Below are 18,388 nucleotides of genomic sequence, written 5' to 3' on the forward strand. Positions count from 1 at the left end.
GCCGGGGCAGGGGGCCGTGTTCCTGCACGCGAGTGCCGGTGCGGGACCGGTCGTGAACCTCGGGAGCACCCCATGCAGTACACAGCGGGCATCGGTCGGACCACGGCGGCCCTGGCAGCGGCGCTGGTGGTCGCGGCCCTGACGACGGGCTGCACGCCGACCGGCGACGGTGGCGGGGCCGCCGCCCCCTCGGCGCCGAGCACGGCCTCGCGGCCGGCCGAGGCCACACCCACCGGCGGCGACAAGGGCGGAACGACGGGCGGCGGCGGGGCGCAGAAGCCCTGCACGGTCGGAGACGTCAAGGTCTCCAAGGGGCACCAGGCCGACGTCCGGCCGTCGGGCACGGGAACCGGCGCCGCCGTCGTCTCCGTGACCAACACCTCCGCGTCCCCGTGCAAGGTGTACGGGTACCCGACGGTCGCGGCGGCGGGCAACGGCTCGCCGGACAAGAACAAGCCGCTGGCCACCACCCACACCGGCCCCGACGCGACCAACGTGATGCTGGCCCCGGGCGCCCGCGCGTGGACGAAGCTCACCTTCGTCCAGGTCCAGGGCGAGGCGGACGGCTACTGCGAGTCCGGGGCGACCCCGGGCTCCTACCCGACGGTGGTGATCGGCGTGCTCGGTGCCGGGAAGCACCAGATCGCCATGGACGACGGCGTGTTCGCCTTCTGCGACGACAAGGTGACCGTCACCGCCTGGTCCTCCGCGAAGCCGTCCTAGCCTCTGCCCCTTCGGCCGGACTGCCGGCCGAAGGGGTGGTCGGCCGGTTCGCCCTAGAGGGGCTTCAGGCGGGTGCGCAGGAGGCAGAACTCGTTGCCTTCCGGGTCGGCCAGGGTGTGCCAGCTTTCGGCGCCGCTCTGGCCGACGCCCGCCGGACGGGCGCCGAGGGCGAGCAGACGCTGCAGCTCGGCGTCCTGGTCCCGGTCGACCGGGCTGACGTCGATGTGCAGGCGGAGCTTCCCCCGGCGCGGGTCGCTGCTCGGGCTGAGCACGAGGGTGGGCTGCGGCCCTCCGAAGCCGGCGCCGGGCGGCCCGATCTCGATGCTCCCGTCGTCCTCCCGGGCGAGTTCCACGTATCCGAGGACCCCACTCCAGAACGCGGCGAGGCGCTCGGGGTCGGCGCAGTCGAGGACCAGCTCACTGATGCGGCTCACCATGCCGGCCAGTGTACGAAGACCGCCCCGCTCCCGGCCCGGGAGCCGCGCCGGACGCCTGACCGGGAGCCGGTCCCCCTACGCGATGACCGCGGCCTCTACTCGATGACCCCGACCTCTACTTGATGACCTCGACCTTCTTGTCGCCCGCGGCCGCGTACGCCGACGCGCTCGCGCCGAGGGCGGTGACGGTGAGGGCGAGCAGGACGGATACGGCGGCGGCCGTGGTGCGCTTGCGCGTCGTCTTCCCGGTCGTCTTGCGGGTCATGGGGTCCCCCTGATGGTGTGTGGTGGTCGTCCCGGCAGCTTCGCATTCGGGTCCGGGGCCGACAAGTGGCCCGGGTCGGACGGATCAGGCGAGTGGAGGCGGTCGGCGTGCGCGCGGTGGTGTTCGAGCGGTACGGGGAGCCCGGCGAGGTCCGGGACGTGGCCGATCCGGCGCCCTCCGGCGGTGGGGTGGTCGTACGGGTCGAGGCGACGGGGCTGTGCCGCAGCGACTGGCACGGGTGGATGGGGCACGACCCGGACATCAGGCTCCCGCACGTGCCCGGCCACGAACTGGCCGGTGTCGTCGAGGCGGTGGGCCCGGAGGTCGCCAACTGGCGCGCCGGGGACCGGGTGACGGTGCCGTTCGTCTGCGCCTGCGGCAGCTGCGCCGAGTGCGCGGCCGGGCAGCACCAGGTGTGCGAGCGGCAGACGCAGCCGGGCTTCACGCACTGGGGGTCCTTCGCCGAGTACGTGGCTCTGGAGCATGCCGACGTCAATCTGGTGGCGGTGCCCGAGGAGCTCTCGTACGACACGGCGGCCGCTCTGGGCTGCCGGTTCGCGACGGCCTTCCGGGCCGTCGTCGCGCGCGGGCGGGTGGCGCCGGGCGAGTGGGTCGCCGTGCACGGCTGCGGCGGGGTGGGGCTGTCCGCCGTGATGGTCGCGGTGGCGGCGGGAGCCCGGGTCGTGGCCGTGGACACCGCGCCGGCGGCACTGGAACTGGCACGGGCCTTTGGGGCCGCGCACTGCGTGGATCCCGCGCGGGTCGACGCGGCCGAGGCCGTACGGGAGGTCACGCGTGGCGGTGCGCACCTGTCGCTCGACGCGCTGGGTTCCCCGGCCACGGCTGCGGCGTCGGTGGCCGGGCTGCGCCGGCGCGGGCGGCACGTACAGGTCGGGCTGCTCCCGGCGGCGCAGGGAGCCGCGGCGCTCCCGATGGAGCGGGTCATCGGCTGGGAGCTGGAGATCCTCGGCAGCCACGGCATGGCCGCGCACGCGTACCCGCCGATGATGGAACTGGTCCGCTCCGGGGCGCTGCGGCCGGACCTGCTGGTCACCTCCACGATCCCGCTGGACGGGGCACCGGCCGCGCTGGCGGCGATGGGGACGGCGCCGGTGCGCGGAATCACGATCGTCCGGCCGGGAGCCGACGCGCGGGACTGAGCCGGGGCAGCCGCGGGACCGAGCCGGGGCCCGGCCGCGGGCGGCTGCCCCGCCGCGGGGGCTTGTGGTGCGGAGAGGGCATGGCTACATTCACTGATTACACGTGTAAGCACGAGATGTGGCCACAACCAATCAGCCACGAGCGCGGCAGATGACACCCCTCTCCCTGCACCCTCCGCACGCACCCCTCGTACCCCTCGTTTCCTCCCCCTCCCCCTGTTTCCACCCTCCGCGAGAGGCAGCACCACCATGTCCACGACCCCCGCCGCCCCACCCGTCGAATCCCCCGCACCCGCCTCCCCGGCGGAGCCCGGCAGCCGCCGCACCAGCACCCTCGTCCTCGGAACCGCCCTGCTCGGGGCCGCCGCCGCGCTCGCGCTCGTCGTCCGGAGGGACGTGGAGCAGCCGCCCTTCCAGGGGCTCGACGACCGCTGGCTGACCTGGATGGGCGGACCGCACGACGGGTTCCCCTCCGTGGTGGCCGCGCTGCTGAACTGGTTCGGCGGCCCGTTGGGCTCCGTCGTCCCGCTCGGCCTGCTGGTCTTCCTGCTCGTGCGGCGGCGCTGGGTGTCGGCGGGCTTCCTCTTCGCCGTCTACATGGCCGGGAACATGCTCGTCGTGCAGGGTCTCAAGCACCTGGTGGACCGGCCGCGCCCGGAGAACCCGCTGGTCCGGGTCGACCACGGCTCCTTCCCCTCCGGGCACGCGGCCGGCGCGGCGCTCCTGGTCGTCATCGTCGGCGCGATCCTCGTCCCGGCCGCCCGGCGCCGGGCCTGGTGGATCGGCGGCGCGGTGTTCGTCCTGGCGATGATGTGGAGCCGCACCTGGCTGCACGCGCACTGGCTCAGCGACACCGCCGCCGGGGCCGTGGCCGGTGCGGGGGCCGGGCTGGTCGCCTGGTGGCTCTGCGCCCCGGCACTGGCCCGGGAGGCAGGGCGGGGCGCCGGACGTGCGCGCACCCGGCGCCGGTCGGCGGAAGCGGAATCCCCCGCCCGCTGACGGCAGCAGCCGCGCCGGTCACCCCTGCGGGCGACCCGGCCCGGCGGTCGCCGGGCCGCGGCGCAGCCGCAGCGCGGTGAGGACGGCCGCCAGGGCCGCCGCCGCGAGCACGCCTCCGAGCGTGAGGATCCAGACCGGGACACCGCCGGCCGTGAGCAGCTCGTCGCTGTACTCGACCCGGCGGTACGGGGCGTCCCCGGCGGCGGCGCGCAGTTCGTGGTCACCGTCGATCCGGGACGGGACGGGGAAGCTCTGGTCGATCGCCGTCAGGAACACCGGCTCCGAGCCCGCGAATGCGGCGACCGGCCCCGTCGGGGTGATCCGCCCGGCGAAGGTCACCTCGGGCGCGCTGCCACCGATCGCGGAGACGGGTTCCATGCGGTGCTCCGCCAGGACGTACAGGCCCAGGGACTGGGCGGTGGCGGCCAGCCGTGACAGCCGCATCGGGTAGACGAGCCGGTCGCTCTCGAAGCGGATCAGGAGCGGGTCCAGGGTGCCGCGCAGGGTGGCTCCCGGCTCCCGGGGGGCGAGCCGTACGGCGACGTACTCCCAGCGCTGGTCCACGTACGGCTTCAGCTCGGCGGAGAGCCGGTCGGGGAGTTCGAAGCCGTTGGCCTCCAGCCATCCGCCCAGCGCGCCCGGGTCGGTCGCGGTCAGGCGGGCCACGTCGAAGTCGCCGAGCCGCTCCCGGCCGATGACGCCGACCTGCCCCTCCGCGCTGCCGGGCATGGCCGCTCCGGCCGCGTCCCCCCGGCCGGAGCCGAAGGGCCAGTCCCCTCCGCGGGGCCAGAAGTAGCCGCGGGTGCGGTACTCGGGCCCGGTGAGGTCCACCAGCTGGGAGAACAGCCCGCCGTCGCCGAGACGCACCGTGGCCCGTCCCGGCACCGGCATCACCCAGGCGGCACGCTTGGCGTCGCCGCCGACGGTGAACCGCATGGCCACCTGCTCGGTCCTGCCGTCCCAGCGGACCACCGAGGCCTCCCGGGAGACGCCGATCCGCGAGGTCCCGTCGGGGACCATGGCCCCGCAGCCGCAGGCGTAGGCCGGGCTGACGAGGGATCCCAGCTGGGTCGCGAGCACCGCCATCAGCAGGAGCCCGACCCGGCGCCGGATCCACCCGGCCGTCCGCGCCCCCACGGCCCGCACCCTTGCGGTCGCCACCCTTGCCGTCCCCACGGTCCCCGCCATCCCCACCGTCTCCCCCACGCCCCGCACCCCTCGCTCGACCGGTTACGGGCCCTCCGGCCCGGGGCTCAGACGGGCGGCGCCGCGATCCGGTTCCGGTCATCCGTGCGCCATCTTCCGGTCACCTCCTCCTGTCACGCTGCGGGCGGCCCAGAGTTGTATATACAACTTTCCCGAGGATGGCAGGAGCCCCGATGTCCGTACCGGCGATCACCCGCCCGCCCGCGCCCTGGCTGCGCGACAACTGCCCCTGCGCCGAGTGCCGCGACCCGCGCACCGGCCAGAAGCTGTTCCAGATCACCGAGCTGCCCGCCGGGCTCGCCGTCGGCTCGGTGCGCGAAGCGGCGGCCGCCGACGGCGGACCGGGCTGGGAGGTGGTGTGGCAGCCGGACGGCCACCGCTCGCTGTACCCGGCCCGGTGGCTCGACGCCCACGGCCCGGGCGGACCGGCGTACCGCGCGGCCGGGGACGGCCGGACCGAGGCGGACAAGGAGCTGTGGGAGGCGGCGGACCTGTACGGGCGGATCCCGCAGGCCGGCTGGGAGGCGTACACCGGCTCCCGCGAGGTCCGCGAACAGGTCCTCGACAGCGTGGTCCGGCTGGGCTTCGTCCTCCTGCGGGAGGTTCCGTGCCGGGACCGGATGGTGCTGGACGTGGCCCGTACCTTCGGTTTCGTCCGCGAGACCAACTACGGGGAGCTCTTCGACGTCCGCGTGACGGCCGACCCCAACAACCTCGCCTTCACCAGCACGTCGATCACCCCGCACACCGACAACCCCTACCGGGATCCCGTACCGACCCTCCAGCTGCTGCACTGCCTGCGCAACGAGGCCCGGGGCGGCGACTCCGGGCTGGTCGACGGCTTCCGCGCCGCCGCGCTGCTGCGCGAGCGGCAACCGGCGGCCTTCGAGGTGCTGACCCGCGTACCGGCGGAGTTCGCCTTCGCCGACGCGCACTGCGAACTGCGGGCCCACCGGCCGCTGATCGACGTGGACCCGCTCGGGCGGATCCGCGAGGTCCGCTTCAACAACCGCTCCCTCGCCACGCTGCACCAGCCCGCCGCCGTACTGGAGGAGTTCTACGCGGCCTACCGGCTCTTCGGCGAGCTGCTGGAACGGCCCGGGCTCCGGCTCGACTTCCGGCTCGCGCCCGGGGACTGCGTGGTCTTCGACAACACCCGCCTGCTGCACGCCCGTACCGCCTTCGCCGAATCGGGGGGCCGCCACCTCCAGGGGACCTACGCCGATCTCGACGGGCTGCTCTCCACCCTTGCCGTCCTGCGCCGAGAAGGAGTCTCCGCATGAACGCCCACGCCCACGACACCGACGTGAACACCGACAGCACCAGCACCTCCGGCGCCATCGACGCGCTCGCCCGCCTCTTCGAGGGCGAGGGCAGCGCCGAGTACTTCGGCGAGGCCGTCACCCAGGCCGAGCACATGCTCCAGGCCGGGGCCCTCGCCGAGGCGGCCGGGGCCCCCGCGCACCTGGTGGCGGCCGCGCTGCTGCACGACATCGGGCACTTCCACGGAACCGTGACCGGCCGCGACCTGATGGAGGACGGGCAGGACAACCGGCACAGCCACACCGGGGCCGACCGGCTGGCCCGGTGGTTCGGCCCGGAGGTGACGGAGCCGGTCCGGCTGCACGTGGCCGCCAAGCGGTACCTGTGCACGGCCGAGCCGGGCTACTTCGGGCTGCTCTCCGAGGCCTCCGTGCACACCCTGCGGGTCCAGGGCGGCCCGATGACCGCCGAGCAGGCGCGCGCGTTCGAAGCGCTCCCCGGGGCGGCCGACGCGGTGGCCGTGCGGCGCTGGGACGAGCAGGCCAAGGACCCGGATCGGGCCACCCCCGGCTTCGACCACTTCCGACCGCTGCTGGAGTCCCTGCTGATCAAGAACGCCTGATCAGGGCGCGAGCAGTCGGCCCAGCGCGCCCGCGGCGGTGGTGTGCACGGTGAACGCCACCGTCCCCGGCAGGTAGCGGTCCTGCGACCACTCGACCGGGGTCCCCGCCGGGTCGGTGGCGCGGCGCCGTTCGCGCAGCAGGGCCTCGCCCTGCGGACAGCCCAGCAGCCGTGCGTCGTCGGCGTCGGCCGGCGCGATGTCGATGGTGTGGTGGGCATCGGCGAAGAGGACTCCGTGCCGGGCGAGTTCCTCGGAGTACGAGACCGTGTCGGGCGGCATGGCCGCGACCAGGGCTCCGACCGGCTCCGGGTACGTCGTGCGCTCCACCATCACGGGGGTCCCCGACAGGGTGCGCAGCCGCAGTACGCGGTACACGGGGGCGCCCGCGTCGATCCGCAGCTGCTCCGCCTCCTCGGCACCGGCCCCGCCCCGGTCCACGGTGACGGTCCGCCCTCCGGGATCCTCGCCGAGCGAGCGCGCCCACCGGGTGAAACTGCGGAGCTCCGCGACTCCCCCGGCCTCCCCCGCGCCGCCGCCGAGGACGACCCGCCGGGTGCCGCGCCGCGAGGTGATCAGCCCGTCCGTGCGCAGGGCGCCGAGGGCCTGGCGCACGGTGCCCCGGGAGACTCCGTAGCGGCGGGCGAGTTCGTCCTCGGCGGGCAGTCGCGCACCCGATCCGTACTCGCCCGCGGTGATGGCCGCCCGCAGGTCGCCGGCGACCTTCAGGTAGAGCGGGGTCCTGGGTGCCGGGTCGCGCGGTGCCTCGTTCACGGGGTCAGCCTGTCATGGGCCGGGCGGGGCGAAAGGCCCGGGAGGTCGGGACGTTTCACCCGGTATTGAGATGATGCCCGTCATCTAAATTCGAAGCGTGACCGGAAGGACCGGTGGCCGTGGCACGGCCCGCACGGCGGGAGCCGCGCACCAACGCGTAGAGGAACCACCCATGTTCGGCATGACCATCGACACCACCCCCGACACGAGCAGCGGCGGTCCGGCGCTGCGCCTCGACCCCGCGGGCGGTCCGTTCCGCGAGCTCGCCGCCGTCCGGATCCAGGTGCCGGCCGGCGGGACGATCCCGGCCCACGCGCACGGGGCGTCCGAGCTGCTGCTCACGGGCGTCGCCGGAACGGTGGAGGCCTCGTGCGGGTGCGGCGCCAAGACCGTGTCCGCGGGCACCTTCGCGATGCTGCCGGCCGGCAAGGAGATCACCCTGGTCAACCACGGCACGGAGCCGGCGACGGTCCTGGCGGTGTTCTCCCAGAGCGAGTTCACCGAGGGGCTGCCGCGGGCCGCGGCCAAGGGCTGCGGCTGCCAGGGACACGGCGCCTGATCCTCCGGTCCGCTTCGGGAGGGCCGCTCTGGACGGGCCACCGGCCTGATCCCATACTTCTCCCGTGAGAACGACGGACAAGCAGCCCCGCACCAGCCCACTGGTGCCCGACGCGGTGGCCCGGGAGATCGCCCGGCACGACTGGAACTCCATCGAATGCGGCTGCGGCCGCCCGGCGGATCATCTCGTGGACACTTTGTGGGACGCGGCCGAGGGACACCCGGCCGCGTTCCGCGCCCTGGAGGGCCACGCCTTCCACAACGGCGTACTGCGGCCGCCCGCCCCGGCGGTGTGCGGGGTCCTGATGGCCGTCTGGTCCGCCGGTCCGCCCCGGCAGTCGACGCGCGAGGGCCTGCTGTGGGCCCTGCTGCGCTTCCTCGGCTCCGAGGACGACGGCTCCTCGCACGAGGCCGGCCTGTACGGCCAGTGCGCCGCGCACATCCGCGCCTGCGCGCCCGGGCTGCGCGAGACGGCGACCCGGCGGCCGGGCTCCGAATCGGCCGCCTACGCGGAGGGGATCCTGAGCCTGCTCGACCTGGCGGTCTAGGCCGTCTCTTTCGGATCTTGCCGGGCCCGCGGCGTCTGGCACCGCGCCTGGCCGCACTGCCGGGGCGACCGCGTACGCCCAGTACGCGAGCGCCCCGACAGCACGCCCAGGCGCGGTGCCAGACGCCGCGAGCTCGACCGACAAGATCCGAAAGAGACGGCCTAGGCAGCGCCGTGCACGTCCGGCCACCGAACCCGTACGTATCGGGCCGGACCCTTGATGTCCGGCCCGACCGGCCGGTCCCGCGCTTGCGGGTGGCCCCGTCCGGCTGCCCCGTCAGACCCCCAGCGGTGCAGCCAGGCAGGCCCGCAGGGTGGCCGGGGTGACCTCCGAGAGGGAGGGCGCGAAGGTGCGTACCGGCGACGCGGGGACCTCCAGCAGGGACGGGACCACCAGCACGGCGCAGCCGGCCGCCTCGGCCGAGGCCGCGCCGTCCGGGGAGTCCTCGACCGCCACGCACTGCCGGGGCTCGGCGCCGAGGCGCGCGGCGGCCGCCCGGTAGGGGTCCGGGTGGGGCTTCGTCAGGGACGTGTCGTCGGCGGACAGCGTGAAGGCGAAGGGCACGTGGGCCAGCGAGCCGCCCACCACCGAGTCCACGACCACCCGCGGCGAGGCGCTGACCAGGGCGAACGGCAGGCCTTCGGCCTCCAGGGCGGCCAGGAGCCGCTGCGCGCCCGGACGCATCGGCGCGCCCTCCTCGACCCGGCCGAAGAAGCTGTCGGTCAGGGTCCGCGCCACCTCCTCCACGTCTCCCGTGCGGGCGACCCGTACGAGGTGGGCGGCGGTGTCCTCCACCGACCGGCCGACCACCTCGGGTGCGTCGGCTTCGGTCAGTGCGTACCCCAGGTCCGCGGCCGTCTCCACGGTGGTCTGCCACCACAGGACCTCGGTGTCGACGAGGGTGCCGTCCATGTCGAAGAGGACGGCGGCGAGTCCGGTCACAGGGCATCCCTTGTGGTGGGGGCCGCGGCCGAGGTGGTCGCGGCGACGACGAGTACGGGGCGTTCGGCCAGTCCAACGGCGGCCCGCGCACCCGGTCCGAGGGCTCCGGCGTCGCGCGAGGGCAGGTCGGCCTTGATCCGGGTGCCGTCGGGCAGATCCAGGTGGAGCCGGGTCACCGAGCCGAAGAACGAGGCCGATACGACGGTGGCCGTGGGTTCGGAGCCCTCTGCGGCCGCCGTCACCGTGATGTTCTCGGGGCGTACGAGGACCTCGACGTCCGGGGTCGAAGGCACCGGGCCGTCCACCGGCAGCCGGGAGCCGGCCACGTCCACCGTGCCGGAGCCGGCCAGCCGTCCGGGGAGCCGGTTCATGGTGCCGACGAACTCGGCGACGAACGGGGTCGCGGGCCGCTCGTACAGCTCGGCCGGGGCGGCGCACTGCTCCAGGCGGCCCGCGTTGAGCACGGCGACCCGGTCGGCCATGGACAGCGCCTCCTCCTGGTCGTGCGTGACGAACACGGTGGTGATGCCCAGGGAGAGCTGGAGCCGGCGGATCTCCTCGCGCAGTCCGGCCCGCACCTTGGCGTCCAGCGCGGAGAGCGGCTCGTCCAACAGCAGGACGCGGGGGCGCAGGGCGAGGGCGCGGGCGAGCGCGACGCGCTGCTGCTGTCCGCCGGACATCTGGTGCGGGTACCGGTCGCCGTGGTCGGGCAGTCCGACCAGGTCGAGCAGTTCGGCGGCGCGCTCGCGGCGGGCGGCCGCGCCGACCTTGCGGACGCGCAGGCCGAAGGCGACGTTGTCGCGTGCGCTGAGGTTGGGAAAGAGGCTGTACGACTGGAACACCATGCCGGCGTCACGGCGGTTGGCCGGGATGCGGGTGATGTCCTGGCCGTCGAGGAGGACTTCGCCGGAGTCGGGCTGTTCGAAGCCGGCGACGACGCGCAGGGCGGTGGTCTTTCCGCAGCCCGACGGGCCGAGCAGGGCGACCAGTTCGCCGGGCTCGATGGTGAGGTCGAGTCCGTCGAGGGCGACGGTGGAGCCGAACGCCCGGCGCAGGCCGCGGAATTCGACGCGCGCTCCGCCGGGGGCAGCTTCGCCGTCCGCGGACTTCCTGGCCTCGGGAAGGGTGAGGGACATGCGGGTCAGGACTCCTTGCCGGAGGTGCGGGAGGTACGGGAGTGACGCGAGGTCCCGGGGGACACGGTAGCGGGGGCGGTGCCCGCCCGGGAGAGGAGGAGCAGCAACAACCAGGTGATCAGGAGGCTGAGGACGGAGACGGCGACCGACATGCGGGCGTGCGCTCCGGAGATCGACACGATCCACACCGCGAAGGGCTGGAAGCCGAGCAGCGAGGCGATGGTGAACTCGCCGAGCACCAGGGCCAGCGTGAGGAAGCCGGCTCCGGCGAGGGCGGCCCGCAGGTTCGGCAGGATCACGCGCAGGACCACGTACGGCCAGCTCGCGCCACAGCTGCGGGCGGCCTCGACCAGGGTAGGGACGTCCACGGCCCGCAGGCCCGCGTCGAGGGACCGGTAGACGAAGGGCAGCGCGAGCACGGTGTACGCGAGGACCAGGACCAGGGGGAAGTCCGGGTTCTGGACCGCGAGGAAGGTCTGGTAGAGCGGGGTCCTGGAGAGGTGTTCGGGACCCCAGCGCAGCACCGTGGAGATGCCGGTGACCAGCGCGATCGGCGGTACCACCAGCGGCATCATGCACATCACCTCCACGACCGGGCGCAGCCGCGGCGAGCCGATGCGTACGGCGACCAGGGCGGGCACGGCGAGGAGCAGCGAGGCGGCGATGGTCGCGGCGGCGAGGCCGAGCGAGAGCAGCAGGCTCCGGGTGAACCCTTCGGCGGAGAGCAGCTGGGTGTAGGCCTCGAAGCTGATGCCCTGGCCCGGGACGTGCACGGTGAACACGAAGGAGGCGAGGAGCGGGAGGAGGAAGTACGCGCCCGCGAGCGCGAGCACCGCTCCGCGCCACACCCGGGGCCGGGGCCGCGGGCGCAGCCGGCGCGGCGCCCGGTCCCCGGGATCCGCGGCGGCCGGGGTGGCCGTGGCCGCCGGGGCGTGTGCGGCCGCCGCAGAGCTCGAAGTCGCCTGGGCGGCCTCGTCGTTCACGGCGGCCTCGTCGTTCGGGGCGGGCGTCGGGGTCATCGCAGCCATCGGGCGCTCCGTCGCTGGAGGGGCAGGTAGACCGCCATGACCAGGCCGGCGATCACGATCATGTCGAGGCCGAGGGCCAGGGCCACGTTCTCCTGGCCGGTCAGCACGTTCCCGGACAGGGCGTCCGCGATCTTGAGCGTGACCAGCGGGACGGAGCCGCCGACGAGGGCGGCGGCGGTGGCGTGCGCGGCGAAGGCCGTGCCGAAGAGCAGCACGAACCCGCCGAGCAGGGAGGGTGCGAGGACGGGCAGGCCGACGTGGCGCCAGAACTGCCATCCGCTCGCCCCGTTGTTCTGGGCGGCCTCGCGCCACTGCGGGCGCAGTCCGTCCAGCGCGGGGACGGTCACCAGCACCATGAGCGGGGTCAGGAAGTAGAGGTAGACCACGGTGAGCCCGGTGAAGGAGTAGAGGTTCCAGCCGAGGCCGGTCAGGTCGGCGAGCTGGGTGACGACCCCGGAGATCCCGACGGTGGCGATGAACGCGAAGGCGAGCGGGACCCCGCCGAAGTTGGCGAGGACGCCAGAGGCGGTCAGCGTCGCTCCGCGCAGGGCTCGGGAGGGGGAGGTGACGACGGCCTGCGCGATGAGGACGCCGAGCACCCCGGCCACGAGTGCGGTGAGGCCGGAGAGCTGGACGCTGCCGACGAGGGAGCCGAGGTAGGGCCCCTGGAGGGAGCGGGCCAGGTGCTCGCCGGTCGCTTCGGTGGCGCCGCTCACCGGGTCGGTACGGGTGACCGCGCCGAAGGCGATGGCGCCCAGCGGGACGCCGAAGCACAGTCCGGTGAAGACGAGGAGCGGGAGGGCGGCGAGCCAGGTGCGCGGGCCGCGCCGCCGGCGGCGGGTGGTGCTGCCGCCGGCGGTCCCCGTCGAGTGGGGGAGGGTGGTGGAGGCGGACATCAGCTGAGGGCCTTGTCCCACTTCTCGGCGAGCGCGGCCTTGGCCTTGTCCAGCTCCGGGGAGGCCGGGAAGGCCGGGGTGCCCTGGACCTGCGGGAGCTTGGCGAGGGCGTCCTTGTCGACGGTGCCGGCCTGGATCATGGCGGGCAGCAGCACGGGGCGGGCGTAGCCCTTCAGCCACAGGTTCTGGCCCTCGGTGCCGTACAGGAACTCCATCCACAGGCGGGAGGCCGCGGGGTGGGGGGCGTCCTTGTTGATGGCCTGCGAGTAGTACTGGGCGTAGACGCCGTCGGTGGGGATGGCCACCTTCCAGTCGACGCCCTTGCCCTTGAACTGGTCGGCGTAGCCGGCGTTCAGGTAGTCCCAGTCGATCGAGATGGGGGTCTCGCCCTTCTCGACGGTGGCCGGGGTGGACTCGACGGGGATGAAGTTGCCGCTCTTCTTCAGCCGGCCGAAGAAGTCGATGCCGGGCTGGATGTCCGCGAAGGAGCCCTTGTTGGCGAGGGCCGCCGCGTAGACGCCGCCGAAGGCGGAGCCGGACTTGGTCGGGTTGCCGTTGAGGGCGACCTTGCCCTTGTACTCGGGCTTGGCCAGGTCGGCGAAGGACTGCGGGCAGGCCGGGATGCGGGCGGCGTCGCAGCCGATGGAGACGTAGCCGCCGTAGTCGTTGTACCAGCGGGCTTCCGCGTCCTTCTGGGAGGCGGGGATCTGGTCCCAGGCGGCGACCTTGTACGGGGCGAAGAGGTTCTCGGCGGCGCCGCTGCGGGCGAAGGCGATGCCGAGGTCCAGGACGTCGGGGGCGCGGGTCTGGCCCTTGCGGGACTTGACGGCGGCGATCTCGTCGGCGCTGGAGGCGTCCGGGTTCTCGGCGTTGATCTTGATCTTGGGGTACTTGGCCGCGAAGGCCTTCTGGATCTCGCCGTAGTTCGCCCAGTCGGCGGGCAGCGCGATGACGTTGAGCTCGCCCTCCTTCTCGGCGGCCGCGACGAGGCCCTCCAGGCCGCCGAAGTCGGCGATCGAGGTGGCGGTGCCGGGCTGGGTCTTGTTCTTGCCGTCACCACCGGCGGAGCCGGCGGACTGGTCGGGTGCGGCGCCGCACGCGCTGAGGGTGGTGAGCACGGCGGCGCTGAGCAGGACGGCCGCACCGCGACGGGCGGAGGAACTGAGCACGGTCTCTCCCGGAGACGAAAACGCATGAAGCACGCGTGGAGGGGGTTTCACTTGTCTGAACAAGTTGGCTCCAGTTCGCCCTGGGTCCCTGTACGGACGGTGAACGGCGGCTGTCCCGTGGAGCACGTCTCGACGAAGACCGGAGACTGGCCGGATACAGACGTGACGGAGCGCCCTCATGATGATCTTCGGGCCGAGCGCACCCCCTAGGCTTGAGGGAGGGCGCGACGCACACCGGGCGGCAGGGCGGCACCGCCGCAGGGCCGGTGGACACATCCACGCGAGGGGGAACGGGACGGCATGGCTACGGTGCGGTATCTGGAGATCGCCGAGGCGCTGCGCCGGGCGATCCTCTCCGGGCAGTACCCGGTGGGGGCCCAACTGCCCTCGGAGAGCGATCTGGCGGCCCGCTGGTCGGCCTCCCGCGGCACCGTCCGGCAGGCCGTGGCGACACTCGCCGCCGAGGGGCTGATCGGTTCCCGGCAGGGGGCCCGCAGGATCGTCCTGCGCCACGAGCGCAAGCACAGCTTCGGCGAGCTCAACAGCTTCGCCCAATGGGCCGAGGGGGTCGGCCACCAGGCCGCGAGCCGGTTCCTGTCGCGCACCCGCCGCCCGGCCACCGCCGAGGAGGCGGACCGGCTGGCCCTGCCGCCCGGCACGGAGATCCTCGCCGTGCTGCGGCTCCGGCTGCTCGACGGGGAGCCGACGATGGTCGAACGGACGGCCTACGCCGACTGGGTGGCGGCGGCGGTCGAGGCGATGCCCGAGGACTGCCGCTCGGTGATGGACGGGCTGGCGAACGACTCGGGGATCGTCGCCCACTACGGCGAGCACCTCATCGACGCCCTTCCCGCCGGCAGCGAGGACGCCCGGCTGCTGGAGATCCGCCGCGGGAGCCCGCTTTTGCGCCAGCGGCACGTCTCCGCGACCCGCACGGGCCGCCCCATCGAGTGGTCCGACGACCGCTACCGGGCGGGCAGCGTCACCTTCAGTGTGAACAACTCGGCAGTAGCAACTCCGTTGGAGCGCCGGGCCGGGGACCGATAGGTGGTCAAGGGCCGACCGGGCTCGCTACGACGCGAGCGCGGCGGCGCTCTCCGCGATGGCCCCCGGGAGCCAGTCGGCGAGCCGACCGAAGCGGAAGCCGAGTGCCGCGGCCCGGCCGTTGTCCATCGCGTAGGCCCGGTCGAAGGAGAACGGCGAGGCCTCGGCCCCGGCCTCGACGGTCCGTAGGAGCGGTGCCCGCCCGACCTGCTCGCCGACGGCTCCGGACAGCCCGATCACGTCCAGCTCCCCGTGCGAGGCGGCGTCCACCGGCCCCGTGAACTCCTGCTGCCCGGCCCAGTGCAGGAACCGGGCGATCTCGTGGTGGTGGATGAAGGAGGTGGCGTACGGGGCTCTGTGCACCGCCACCGGAATCCCGGCGCCGATCCGCTCCACGTAGTGCGCGAGGCGGCCGGTGAACTCCGCTCGGCCGCCTCCGAGTACGTGCGCGGCGCGCACCGCCACGTGCCCGAAGGCGGGCTCCGCCCCCAGGACCGCCTCGGCCCGCCTCTTGCCCTCGGCGTAGGCGCGCGCCTCGGGGGTGGGCGGGGCGGGGTCGTGGACCTCCATCGTCGAGGTCATCACGTACCGCCCGGTGCGGCCGGCGAAGACGCGGCGGGCGGTCTCCGCCTGCCCCGGTGTGTAGCAGACCTGGTCGAAGACCACGTCGAAGGTGCGCTCCCCCAGCGCCGTCCGGAGCGCCGCTTCGTCCTCCCGGTCGGCGATCACGTGGCCGACGCCCCGGGGCGGGACGGCGGAGCCCCGGTTGAGGACGGTCACCTCGTTCCCGGCGTCCCGCTCCAGGGTGACCAGGTGCTTTCCGAAGTAGCGGCTGCCGCCGATGACGAGAATCTTCTTCATGTCCGCGACTCTGCCGCGGTACGGTCCCCAGCGGAACTACCGGAATGCTGTCCGCGTCGTAAGGGAAACTGATGATCGATGTGCAGCGGCTGCGCATCCTGCGCGCCGTGGCCGAGCACGGCAGCTTCAACAGGGCCGCCGCCGCGCTGCTCCTGACGCCCTCGGCCGTGTCCCAGCACATCGCGGCCCTGGAGCGCGGCCTCGGCCACCCCGTCGCCGTGCGCAGTACGCGCGGGATCACGCTCACCGAGCCGGGCCGGCTGCTGGTGGAGGCGGCGGAGGCGGTGGCGGCCGAGCTCGACCGGGTGCGCCACGAGATCGACCGGGTCACCGCCGAGCGGCCGCAGCTGACGGTCGCCACCTTCGTGAGCGGCGGCCGCAGACTGCTGCCGGGCGCGCTCGCCGGGTTCGTGGCCGCGCATCCCGAGGTGGAGCTGACGGTGCTGGAGGCCGAGCCGGAGGAGGCGGTGCCCATGGTGGCTTCGGGCACCGCCGACCTCGCGCTGACCTACCACTTCGACGGGCCGCTGCCGCTCCGGCCGGGGGCAGCGCTGGACTGGCTGCCGCTGATGGCGGATCCACTGGCGCTGGTGCTGCCGCCGGGGCACCGGTTCGCGGGGCGCGAGTCGGTCGCCCCGGCCGAACTCGCCTCCGACCGCTGGGTGCTGGGCTGCCTCAAGACGGAGGCGTACCTGCGCAGATACGCGGAGCGGGCCGGTTTCGACCTCAGGGTGGCGGCTTCCACCACGGACTACTTCTTCGCGCGCTCCCTCGTCGAGGCGGGCGTCGGCGTCGCACTGATCCCCGGGGTCGCCCTGACCCCCGGCGCGTCCGTCGTACCGGTCGAAGCGCCGTGCCCCGCACGGCACATCGGCGTACTGACGCCGCGCCTGCGGCGTCCGCACCCCTACGCCGCGGCCCTGACGAGGGCCCTGACGGAGGCCCTGGCCGACGGCCCGGGGCCGCTCCTCAGGGAGCGGCCGTCATCGGGCCCTCCAGGGGCGTCGCCTGCTCGCCCTTCGTGACGGCGACGGGGATGCCCCCGGTGAGCTTCTCCAACTGCGCCTTGAACTCCGCCGAAGCAGCACCCTCCTCGGTGGTGGTGACCTCCACCGCCGCTCCGTGGCTGCCGGAGACGCTGTAGATCGGGAACTTCGCCTTCAGGTCGATGAGCTTCTCACCGGCGGCTCGGAGGGTCCGGTGCGTGTACTTGCTCAGGTACAGGTCGGCGCGGGCCGGGTCCGCCTCGGGATCGGCCGCGTGCGCGGCCTCCACCAGGAGCCGCCCGCGGGCGAGGTCGGTGACGCACAGGGCGACCCGGCCCGCCGGGTGGTCGACGATCTGGGTGGCGTACACGTCGGCGAAGGCTCCGTAGCCCTGCGCGCCGATGGCCTGCGAGAGCCGCTCGCCCTCGGGGGTGTTGGCCGGGGAGTCGTCGATCAGCACCGGCGGGGACTGCGGCGCGGTGGGGTCGATCACGGGGCACGTGCGGTCCGCTCCGGGGGAGGCGGCCACCGCGCCGGGAGCGGCCGGAGCGGCCGGATCGGCCACGGCTGCCTCGGCCGGGCCCTTCCCGCAGCCGGTGAGCAGCGCGAGGGCCAGTCCCGCGGCCACGGCGGCAGCCGCGCCGCCCCTCAGCCGAGCCCTCGCCTGCGCCGTCGCCGTCTCCTTCACCATCGCCTTCGCCTTCGCCTTCACGACTCCGAGGTCCCCCCGGCCGGTTCGACGCACCATCAGCAGCTCTCCCTCGTTCTCCGTTGCCCGAGCGGCACGCCTGTGACGTACGGCCGGCTCCCCCGGTTCCCCGGGGCGCCCGGCCCACACAGGAGGACGGCCTGCTGTGTGACCGGCCGCCATGGCGAGGGCGGGCCGGCCGTTCCTAGGGTCGGTCGGGCGGGCCCGGTCGCACGCCGGCCCGGTCGGGTGGCCGGTGGCCCGGGGCCGGGCGACGGAGGGTGTGCGATGGGACTGGACAAGGAGGTCGCGAGTGCGGCCGGGGCGGTGGCGGACATCCCCGCCGGAGCCTCGCTCGCGGTGGGCGGCTTCGGTTTGTGCGGGGTGCCGGGCGTGCTGATCGGCGCGCTGCTGGAGCGTACGGAGGTACGCGGTCTGGAGGTGGTGTCGAACAACTGCGGGGTGGACGACCGGGGTCTGGGACTGTTGCTGCGCGAGGGCAGGATCGCCCGGATGACCAGCTCGTACGTGGGCGAGAACAAGGAGTTCGCCCGGCAGTACCTGAGCGGCGAACTGGAAGTGGAGCTGGTTCCGCAGGGCACCCTGGCCGAGCGGCTGCGGGCCGGTGGCGCGGGGATCCCGGCGTTCTACACGCCGGCCGGAGCCGGTACGCAGGTGGCGGAGGGCGGCCTGCCGTGGCGCCACCGCGCCGACGGCGGCGTTGCCGTGGCCTCGCCGCCCAAGGAGCTGCGCAGCTGGGGAGGCCGGGAGTACCTCCTGGAGGAGGGCATCACCACCGATTTCGCCCTGGTCCGGGCGGCGGCCGGGGACCGGCACGGCAATCTCGTCTTCCCTTCCTCGGCGCGCAATTTCAATCCCCTCGCCGCGATGGCGGGGCGCATCACGATCGCCGAGGTGGAGGAACTGGTGGAGCCGGGAGAGCTGGATCCGGACGCCGTCCACCTACCGGGCATCTTCGTCCAGCGCCTGGTCCGCGTGCGTCCCGGTGATCCGGCGGCGGAGCGGCACATCGAGCGACGCACGGTCCGGACTCCCCTCCTCCCCGCACGGCAAGGCGGTATCTGA

General features: G+C 74.1%; 21 protein-coding genes. 10 read left to right on the forward strand and 11 right to left on the reverse strand.

What is annotated here, in order from left to right:
* Positions 1-72: 72 nt before the first annotated feature.
* Positions 73-723, forward strand: a complete 651-nt coding sequence (locus ACZ60J_RS02535) for a DUF4232 domain-containing protein (protein WP_469678336.1) — start codon at positions 73-75, stop codon at positions 721-723.
* Positions 724-776: 53 nt separating this feature from the next.
* Here ACZ60J_RS02535 and ACZ60J_RS02540 read toward each other — a convergent pair whose 3' ends face one another.
* Positions 777-1,160 carry a VOC family protein gene (locus ACZ60J_RS02540; RefSeq protein ID WP_469678338.1) on the reverse strand — a complete coding sequence of 128 codons (384 nt, stop codon included), beginning with the start codon at positions 1,158-1,160 and terminating at the stop codon, positions 777-779.
* A gap of 115 nt (positions 1,161-1,275) precedes the next feature.
* Positions 1,276-1,425, reverse strand: coding sequence for a hypothetical protein (locus ACZ60J_RS02545; protein WP_469678340.1), 150 nt, complete (start codon positions 1,423-1,425; stop codon positions 1,276-1,278).
* A gap of 107 nt (positions 1,426-1,532) precedes the next feature.
* Between ACZ60J_RS02545 and ACZ60J_RS02550 the strand changes: the two genes are divergently transcribed.
* Positions 1,533-2,585, forward strand: coding sequence for a zinc-dependent alcohol dehydrogenase family protein (locus ACZ60J_RS02550; RefSeq protein WP_469678342.1), 1,053 nt, complete (start codon positions 1,533-1,535; stop codon positions 2,583-2,585).
* Positions 2,586-2,834: 249 nt separating this feature from the next.
* Complete coding sequence (locus ACZ60J_RS02555; RefSeq protein ID WP_469678344.1) at positions 2,835-3,584, forward strand: phosphatase PAP2 family protein; 750 nt, start codon at positions 2,835-2,837, stop codon at positions 3,582-3,584.
* An 18-nt stretch (positions 3,585-3,602) separates the two neighbouring features.
* On the opposite strand, the gene ACZ60J_RS02560 is transcribed toward ACZ60J_RS02555, so the two are convergent.
* Positions 3,603-4,670 carry a DUF2330 domain-containing protein gene (locus ACZ60J_RS02560; protein WP_469679094.1) on the reverse strand — a complete coding sequence of 356 codons (1,068 nt, stop codon included), beginning with the start codon at positions 4,668-4,670 and terminating at the stop codon, positions 3,603-3,605.
* A 293-nt stretch (positions 4,671-4,963) separates the two neighbouring features.
* On the opposite strand from ACZ60J_RS02560, the gene tmpA reads away from it, so the two are divergent.
* Positions 4,964-6,073, forward strand: a complete 1,110-nt coding sequence (gene tmpA, locus ACZ60J_RS02565; RefSeq protein ID WP_469678346.1) for a 2-trimethylaminoethylphosphonate dioxygenase — start codon at positions 4,964-4,966, stop codon at positions 6,071-6,073.
* Positions 6,070-6,675, forward strand: coding sequence for a phosphonate degradation HD-domain oxygenase (locus ACZ60J_RS02570; RefSeq protein ID WP_469678348.1), 606 nt, complete (start codon positions 6,070-6,072; stop codon positions 6,673-6,675). The genes tmpA and ACZ60J_RS02570 overlap by 4 nt, the downstream gene beginning before the upstream one ends.
* On the opposite strand, the gene ACZ60J_RS02575 is transcribed toward ACZ60J_RS02570, so the two are convergent.
* Positions 6,676-7,446, reverse strand: a complete 771-nt coding sequence (locus ACZ60J_RS02575; RefSeq protein ID WP_469678349.1) for a GntR family transcriptional regulator — start codon at positions 7,444-7,446, stop codon at positions 6,676-6,678.
* A 172-nt stretch (positions 7,447-7,618) separates the two neighbouring features.
* On the opposite strand from ACZ60J_RS02575, the gene ACZ60J_RS02580 reads away from it, so the two are divergent.
* Positions 7,619-8,005 carry a cupin domain-containing protein gene (locus tag ACZ60J_RS02580; RefSeq protein ID WP_469678351.1) on the forward strand — a complete coding sequence of 129 codons (387 nt, stop codon included), beginning with the start codon at positions 7,619-7,621 and terminating at the stop codon, positions 8,003-8,005.
* Between the two features lie 64 nt (positions 8,006-8,069).
* Entirely contained in the window at positions 8,070-8,552 is a 483-nt protein-coding gene (locus tag ACZ60J_RS02585; protein ID WP_469678353.1) for a hypothetical protein, read from the forward strand.
* 276 nt (positions 8,553-8,828) lie between these two features.
* Here the strand turns inward: ACZ60J_RS02585 and ACZ60J_RS02590 are convergent, their stop codons facing one another.
* Genes ACZ60J_RS02590 through ACZ60J_RS02610 form a run of 5 tightly spaced genes read right to left on the reverse strand, consistent with a single transcriptional unit; the run spans position 8,829 to position 13,723 of the window.
* A complete protein-coding gene (locus ACZ60J_RS02590; RefSeq protein WP_469678355.1) occupies positions 8,829-9,494 on the reverse strand; it encodes an HAD family hydrolase in 666 nt (221 codons plus the stop codon).
* The gene (locus ACZ60J_RS02595; protein WP_469678357.1) at positions 9,491-10,630 is read right to left on the reverse strand and encodes an ABC transporter ATP-binding protein; all 1,140 of its coding nucleotides are present in this window, start codon (positions 10,628-10,630) and stop codon (positions 9,491-9,493) included. Before ACZ60J_RS02595 ends, ACZ60J_RS02590 begins: the two co-directional genes overlap by 4 nt.
* A 5-nt stretch (positions 10,631-10,635) precedes the next feature.
* Positions 10,636-11,658 (reverse strand): ABC transporter permease, encoded by a 1,023-nt coding sequence (locus ACZ60J_RS02600; RefSeq protein ID WP_469678359.1) that lies wholly within the window; start codon positions 11,656-11,658, stop codon positions 10,636-10,638.
* Positions 11,646-12,554 (reverse strand): ABC transporter permease, encoded by a 909-nt coding sequence (locus ACZ60J_RS02605; RefSeq protein ID WP_469678361.1) that lies wholly within the window; start codon positions 12,552-12,554, stop codon positions 11,646-11,648. Before ACZ60J_RS02605 ends, ACZ60J_RS02600 begins: the two co-directional genes overlap by 13 nt.
* The gene (locus ACZ60J_RS02610) at positions 12,554-13,723 is read right to left on the reverse strand and encodes an ABC transporter substrate-binding protein (RefSeq protein ID WP_469678363.1); all 1,170 of its coding nucleotides are present in this window, start codon (positions 13,721-13,723) and stop codon (positions 12,554-12,556) included. The genes ACZ60J_RS02605 and ACZ60J_RS02610 overlap by 1 nt, the downstream gene beginning before the upstream one ends.
* Before the next feature lie 300 nt (positions 13,724-14,023).
* On the opposite strand from ACZ60J_RS02610, the gene ACZ60J_RS02615 reads away from it, so the two are divergent.
* Positions 14,024-14,770: a GntR family transcriptional regulator gene (locus ACZ60J_RS02615; protein ID WP_469678365.1), complete on the forward strand. Its 747-nt coding sequence runs from the start codon at positions 14,024-14,026 to the stop codon at positions 14,768-14,770.
* A 24-nt stretch (positions 14,771-14,794) separates the two neighbouring features.
* On the opposite strand, the gene ACZ60J_RS02620 is transcribed toward ACZ60J_RS02615, so the two are convergent.
* Entirely contained in the window at positions 14,795-15,628 is an 834-nt protein-coding gene (locus ACZ60J_RS02620) for a Rossmann-fold NAD(P)-binding domain-containing protein (protein WP_469678367.1), read from the reverse strand.
* A 71-nt stretch (positions 15,629-15,699) separates the two neighbouring features.
* Here ACZ60J_RS02620 and ACZ60J_RS02625 point away from each other — a divergent pair, with 71 nt between their 5' ends.
* Positions 15,700-16,653, forward strand: coding sequence for a LysR family transcriptional regulator (locus ACZ60J_RS02625; protein WP_469678369.1), 954 nt, complete (start codon positions 15,700-15,702; stop codon positions 16,651-16,653).
* On the opposite strand, the gene ACZ60J_RS02630 is transcribed toward ACZ60J_RS02625, so the two are convergent.
* A complete protein-coding gene (locus ACZ60J_RS02630) occupies positions 16,598-17,362 on the reverse strand; it encodes a hypothetical protein (RefSeq protein ID WP_469678371.1) in 765 nt (254 codons plus the stop codon). The two genes, ACZ60J_RS02625 and ACZ60J_RS02630, sit on opposite strands and share 56 nt — an antisense overlap.
* 228 nt (positions 17,363-17,590) lie before the next feature.
* Between ACZ60J_RS02630 and ACZ60J_RS02635 the strand changes: the two genes are divergently transcribed.
* Positions 17,591-18,388, forward strand: a complete 798-nt coding sequence (locus ACZ60J_RS02635) for a CoA transferase subunit A (protein WP_469678373.1) — start codon at positions 17,591-17,593, stop codon at positions 18,386-18,388.

This window comes from Streptomyces sp. NPDC104226 (assembly GCF_055584085.1).

Coding starts and splice junctions, on each gene's coding strand:
- ACZ60J_RS02535 (WP_469678336.1), top strand. CDS start 73: ATGCAGTACACAGCGGGCATCGGTCGGACCACGGCGGCCCTGGCAGCG.
- ACZ60J_RS02540 (WP_469678338.1), bottom strand. CDS start 1,160: ATGGTGAGCCGCATCAGTGAGCTGGTCCTCGACTGCGCCGACCCCGAG.
- ACZ60J_RS02545 (WP_469678340.1), bottom strand. CDS start 1,425: ATGACCCGCAAGACGACCGGGAAGACGACGCGCAAGCGCACCACGGCC.
- ACZ60J_RS02555 (WP_469678344.1), top strand. CDS start 2,835: ATGTCCACGACCCCCGCCGCCCCACCCGTCGAATCCCCCGCACCCGCC.
- ACZ60J_RS02560 (WP_469679094.1), bottom strand. CDS start 4,670: ATGGCGGTGCTCGCGACCCAGCTGGGATCCCTCGTCAGCCCGGCCTAC.
- tmpA (WP_469678346.1), top strand. CDS start 4,964: ATGTCCGTACCGGCGATCACCCGCCCGCCCGCGCCCTGGCTGCGCGAC.
- ACZ60J_RS02570 (WP_469678348.1), top strand. CDS start 6,070: ATGAACGCCCACGCCCACGACACCGACGTGAACACCGACAGCACCAGC.
- ACZ60J_RS02580 (WP_469678351.1), top strand. CDS start 7,619: ATGTTCGGCATGACCATCGACACCACCCCCGACACGAGCAGCGGCGGT.
- ACZ60J_RS02595 (WP_469678357.1), bottom strand. CDS start 10,630: ATGTCCCTCACCCTTCCCGAGGCCAGGAAGTCCGCGGACGGCGAAGCT.
- ACZ60J_RS02600 (WP_469678359.1), bottom strand. CDS start 11,658: ATGGCTGCGATGACCCCGACGCCCGCCCCGAACGACGAGGCCGCCGTG.
- ACZ60J_RS02605 (WP_469678361.1), bottom strand. CDS start 12,554: ATGTCCGCCTCCACCACCCTCCCCCACTCGACGGGGACCGCCGGCGGC.
- ACZ60J_RS02615 (WP_469678365.1), top strand. CDS start 14,024: ATGGCTACGGTGCGGTATCTGGAGATCGCCGAGGCGCTGCGCCGGGCG.
- ACZ60J_RS02620 (WP_469678367.1), bottom strand. CDS start 15,628: ATGAAGAAGATTCTCGTCATCGGCGGCAGCCGCTACTTCGGAAAGCAC.
- ACZ60J_RS02625 (WP_469678369.1), top strand. CDS start 15,700: ATGATCGATGTGCAGCGGCTGCGCATCCTGCGCGCCGTGGCCGAGCAC.
- ACZ60J_RS02630 (WP_469678371.1), bottom strand. CDS start 17,362: ATGGTGCGTCGAACCGGCCGGGGGGACCTCGGAGTCGTGAAGGCGAAG.
- ACZ60J_RS02635 (WP_469678373.1), top strand. CDS start 17,591: ATGGGACTGGACAAGGAGGTCGCGAGTGCGGCCGGGGCGGTGGCGGAC.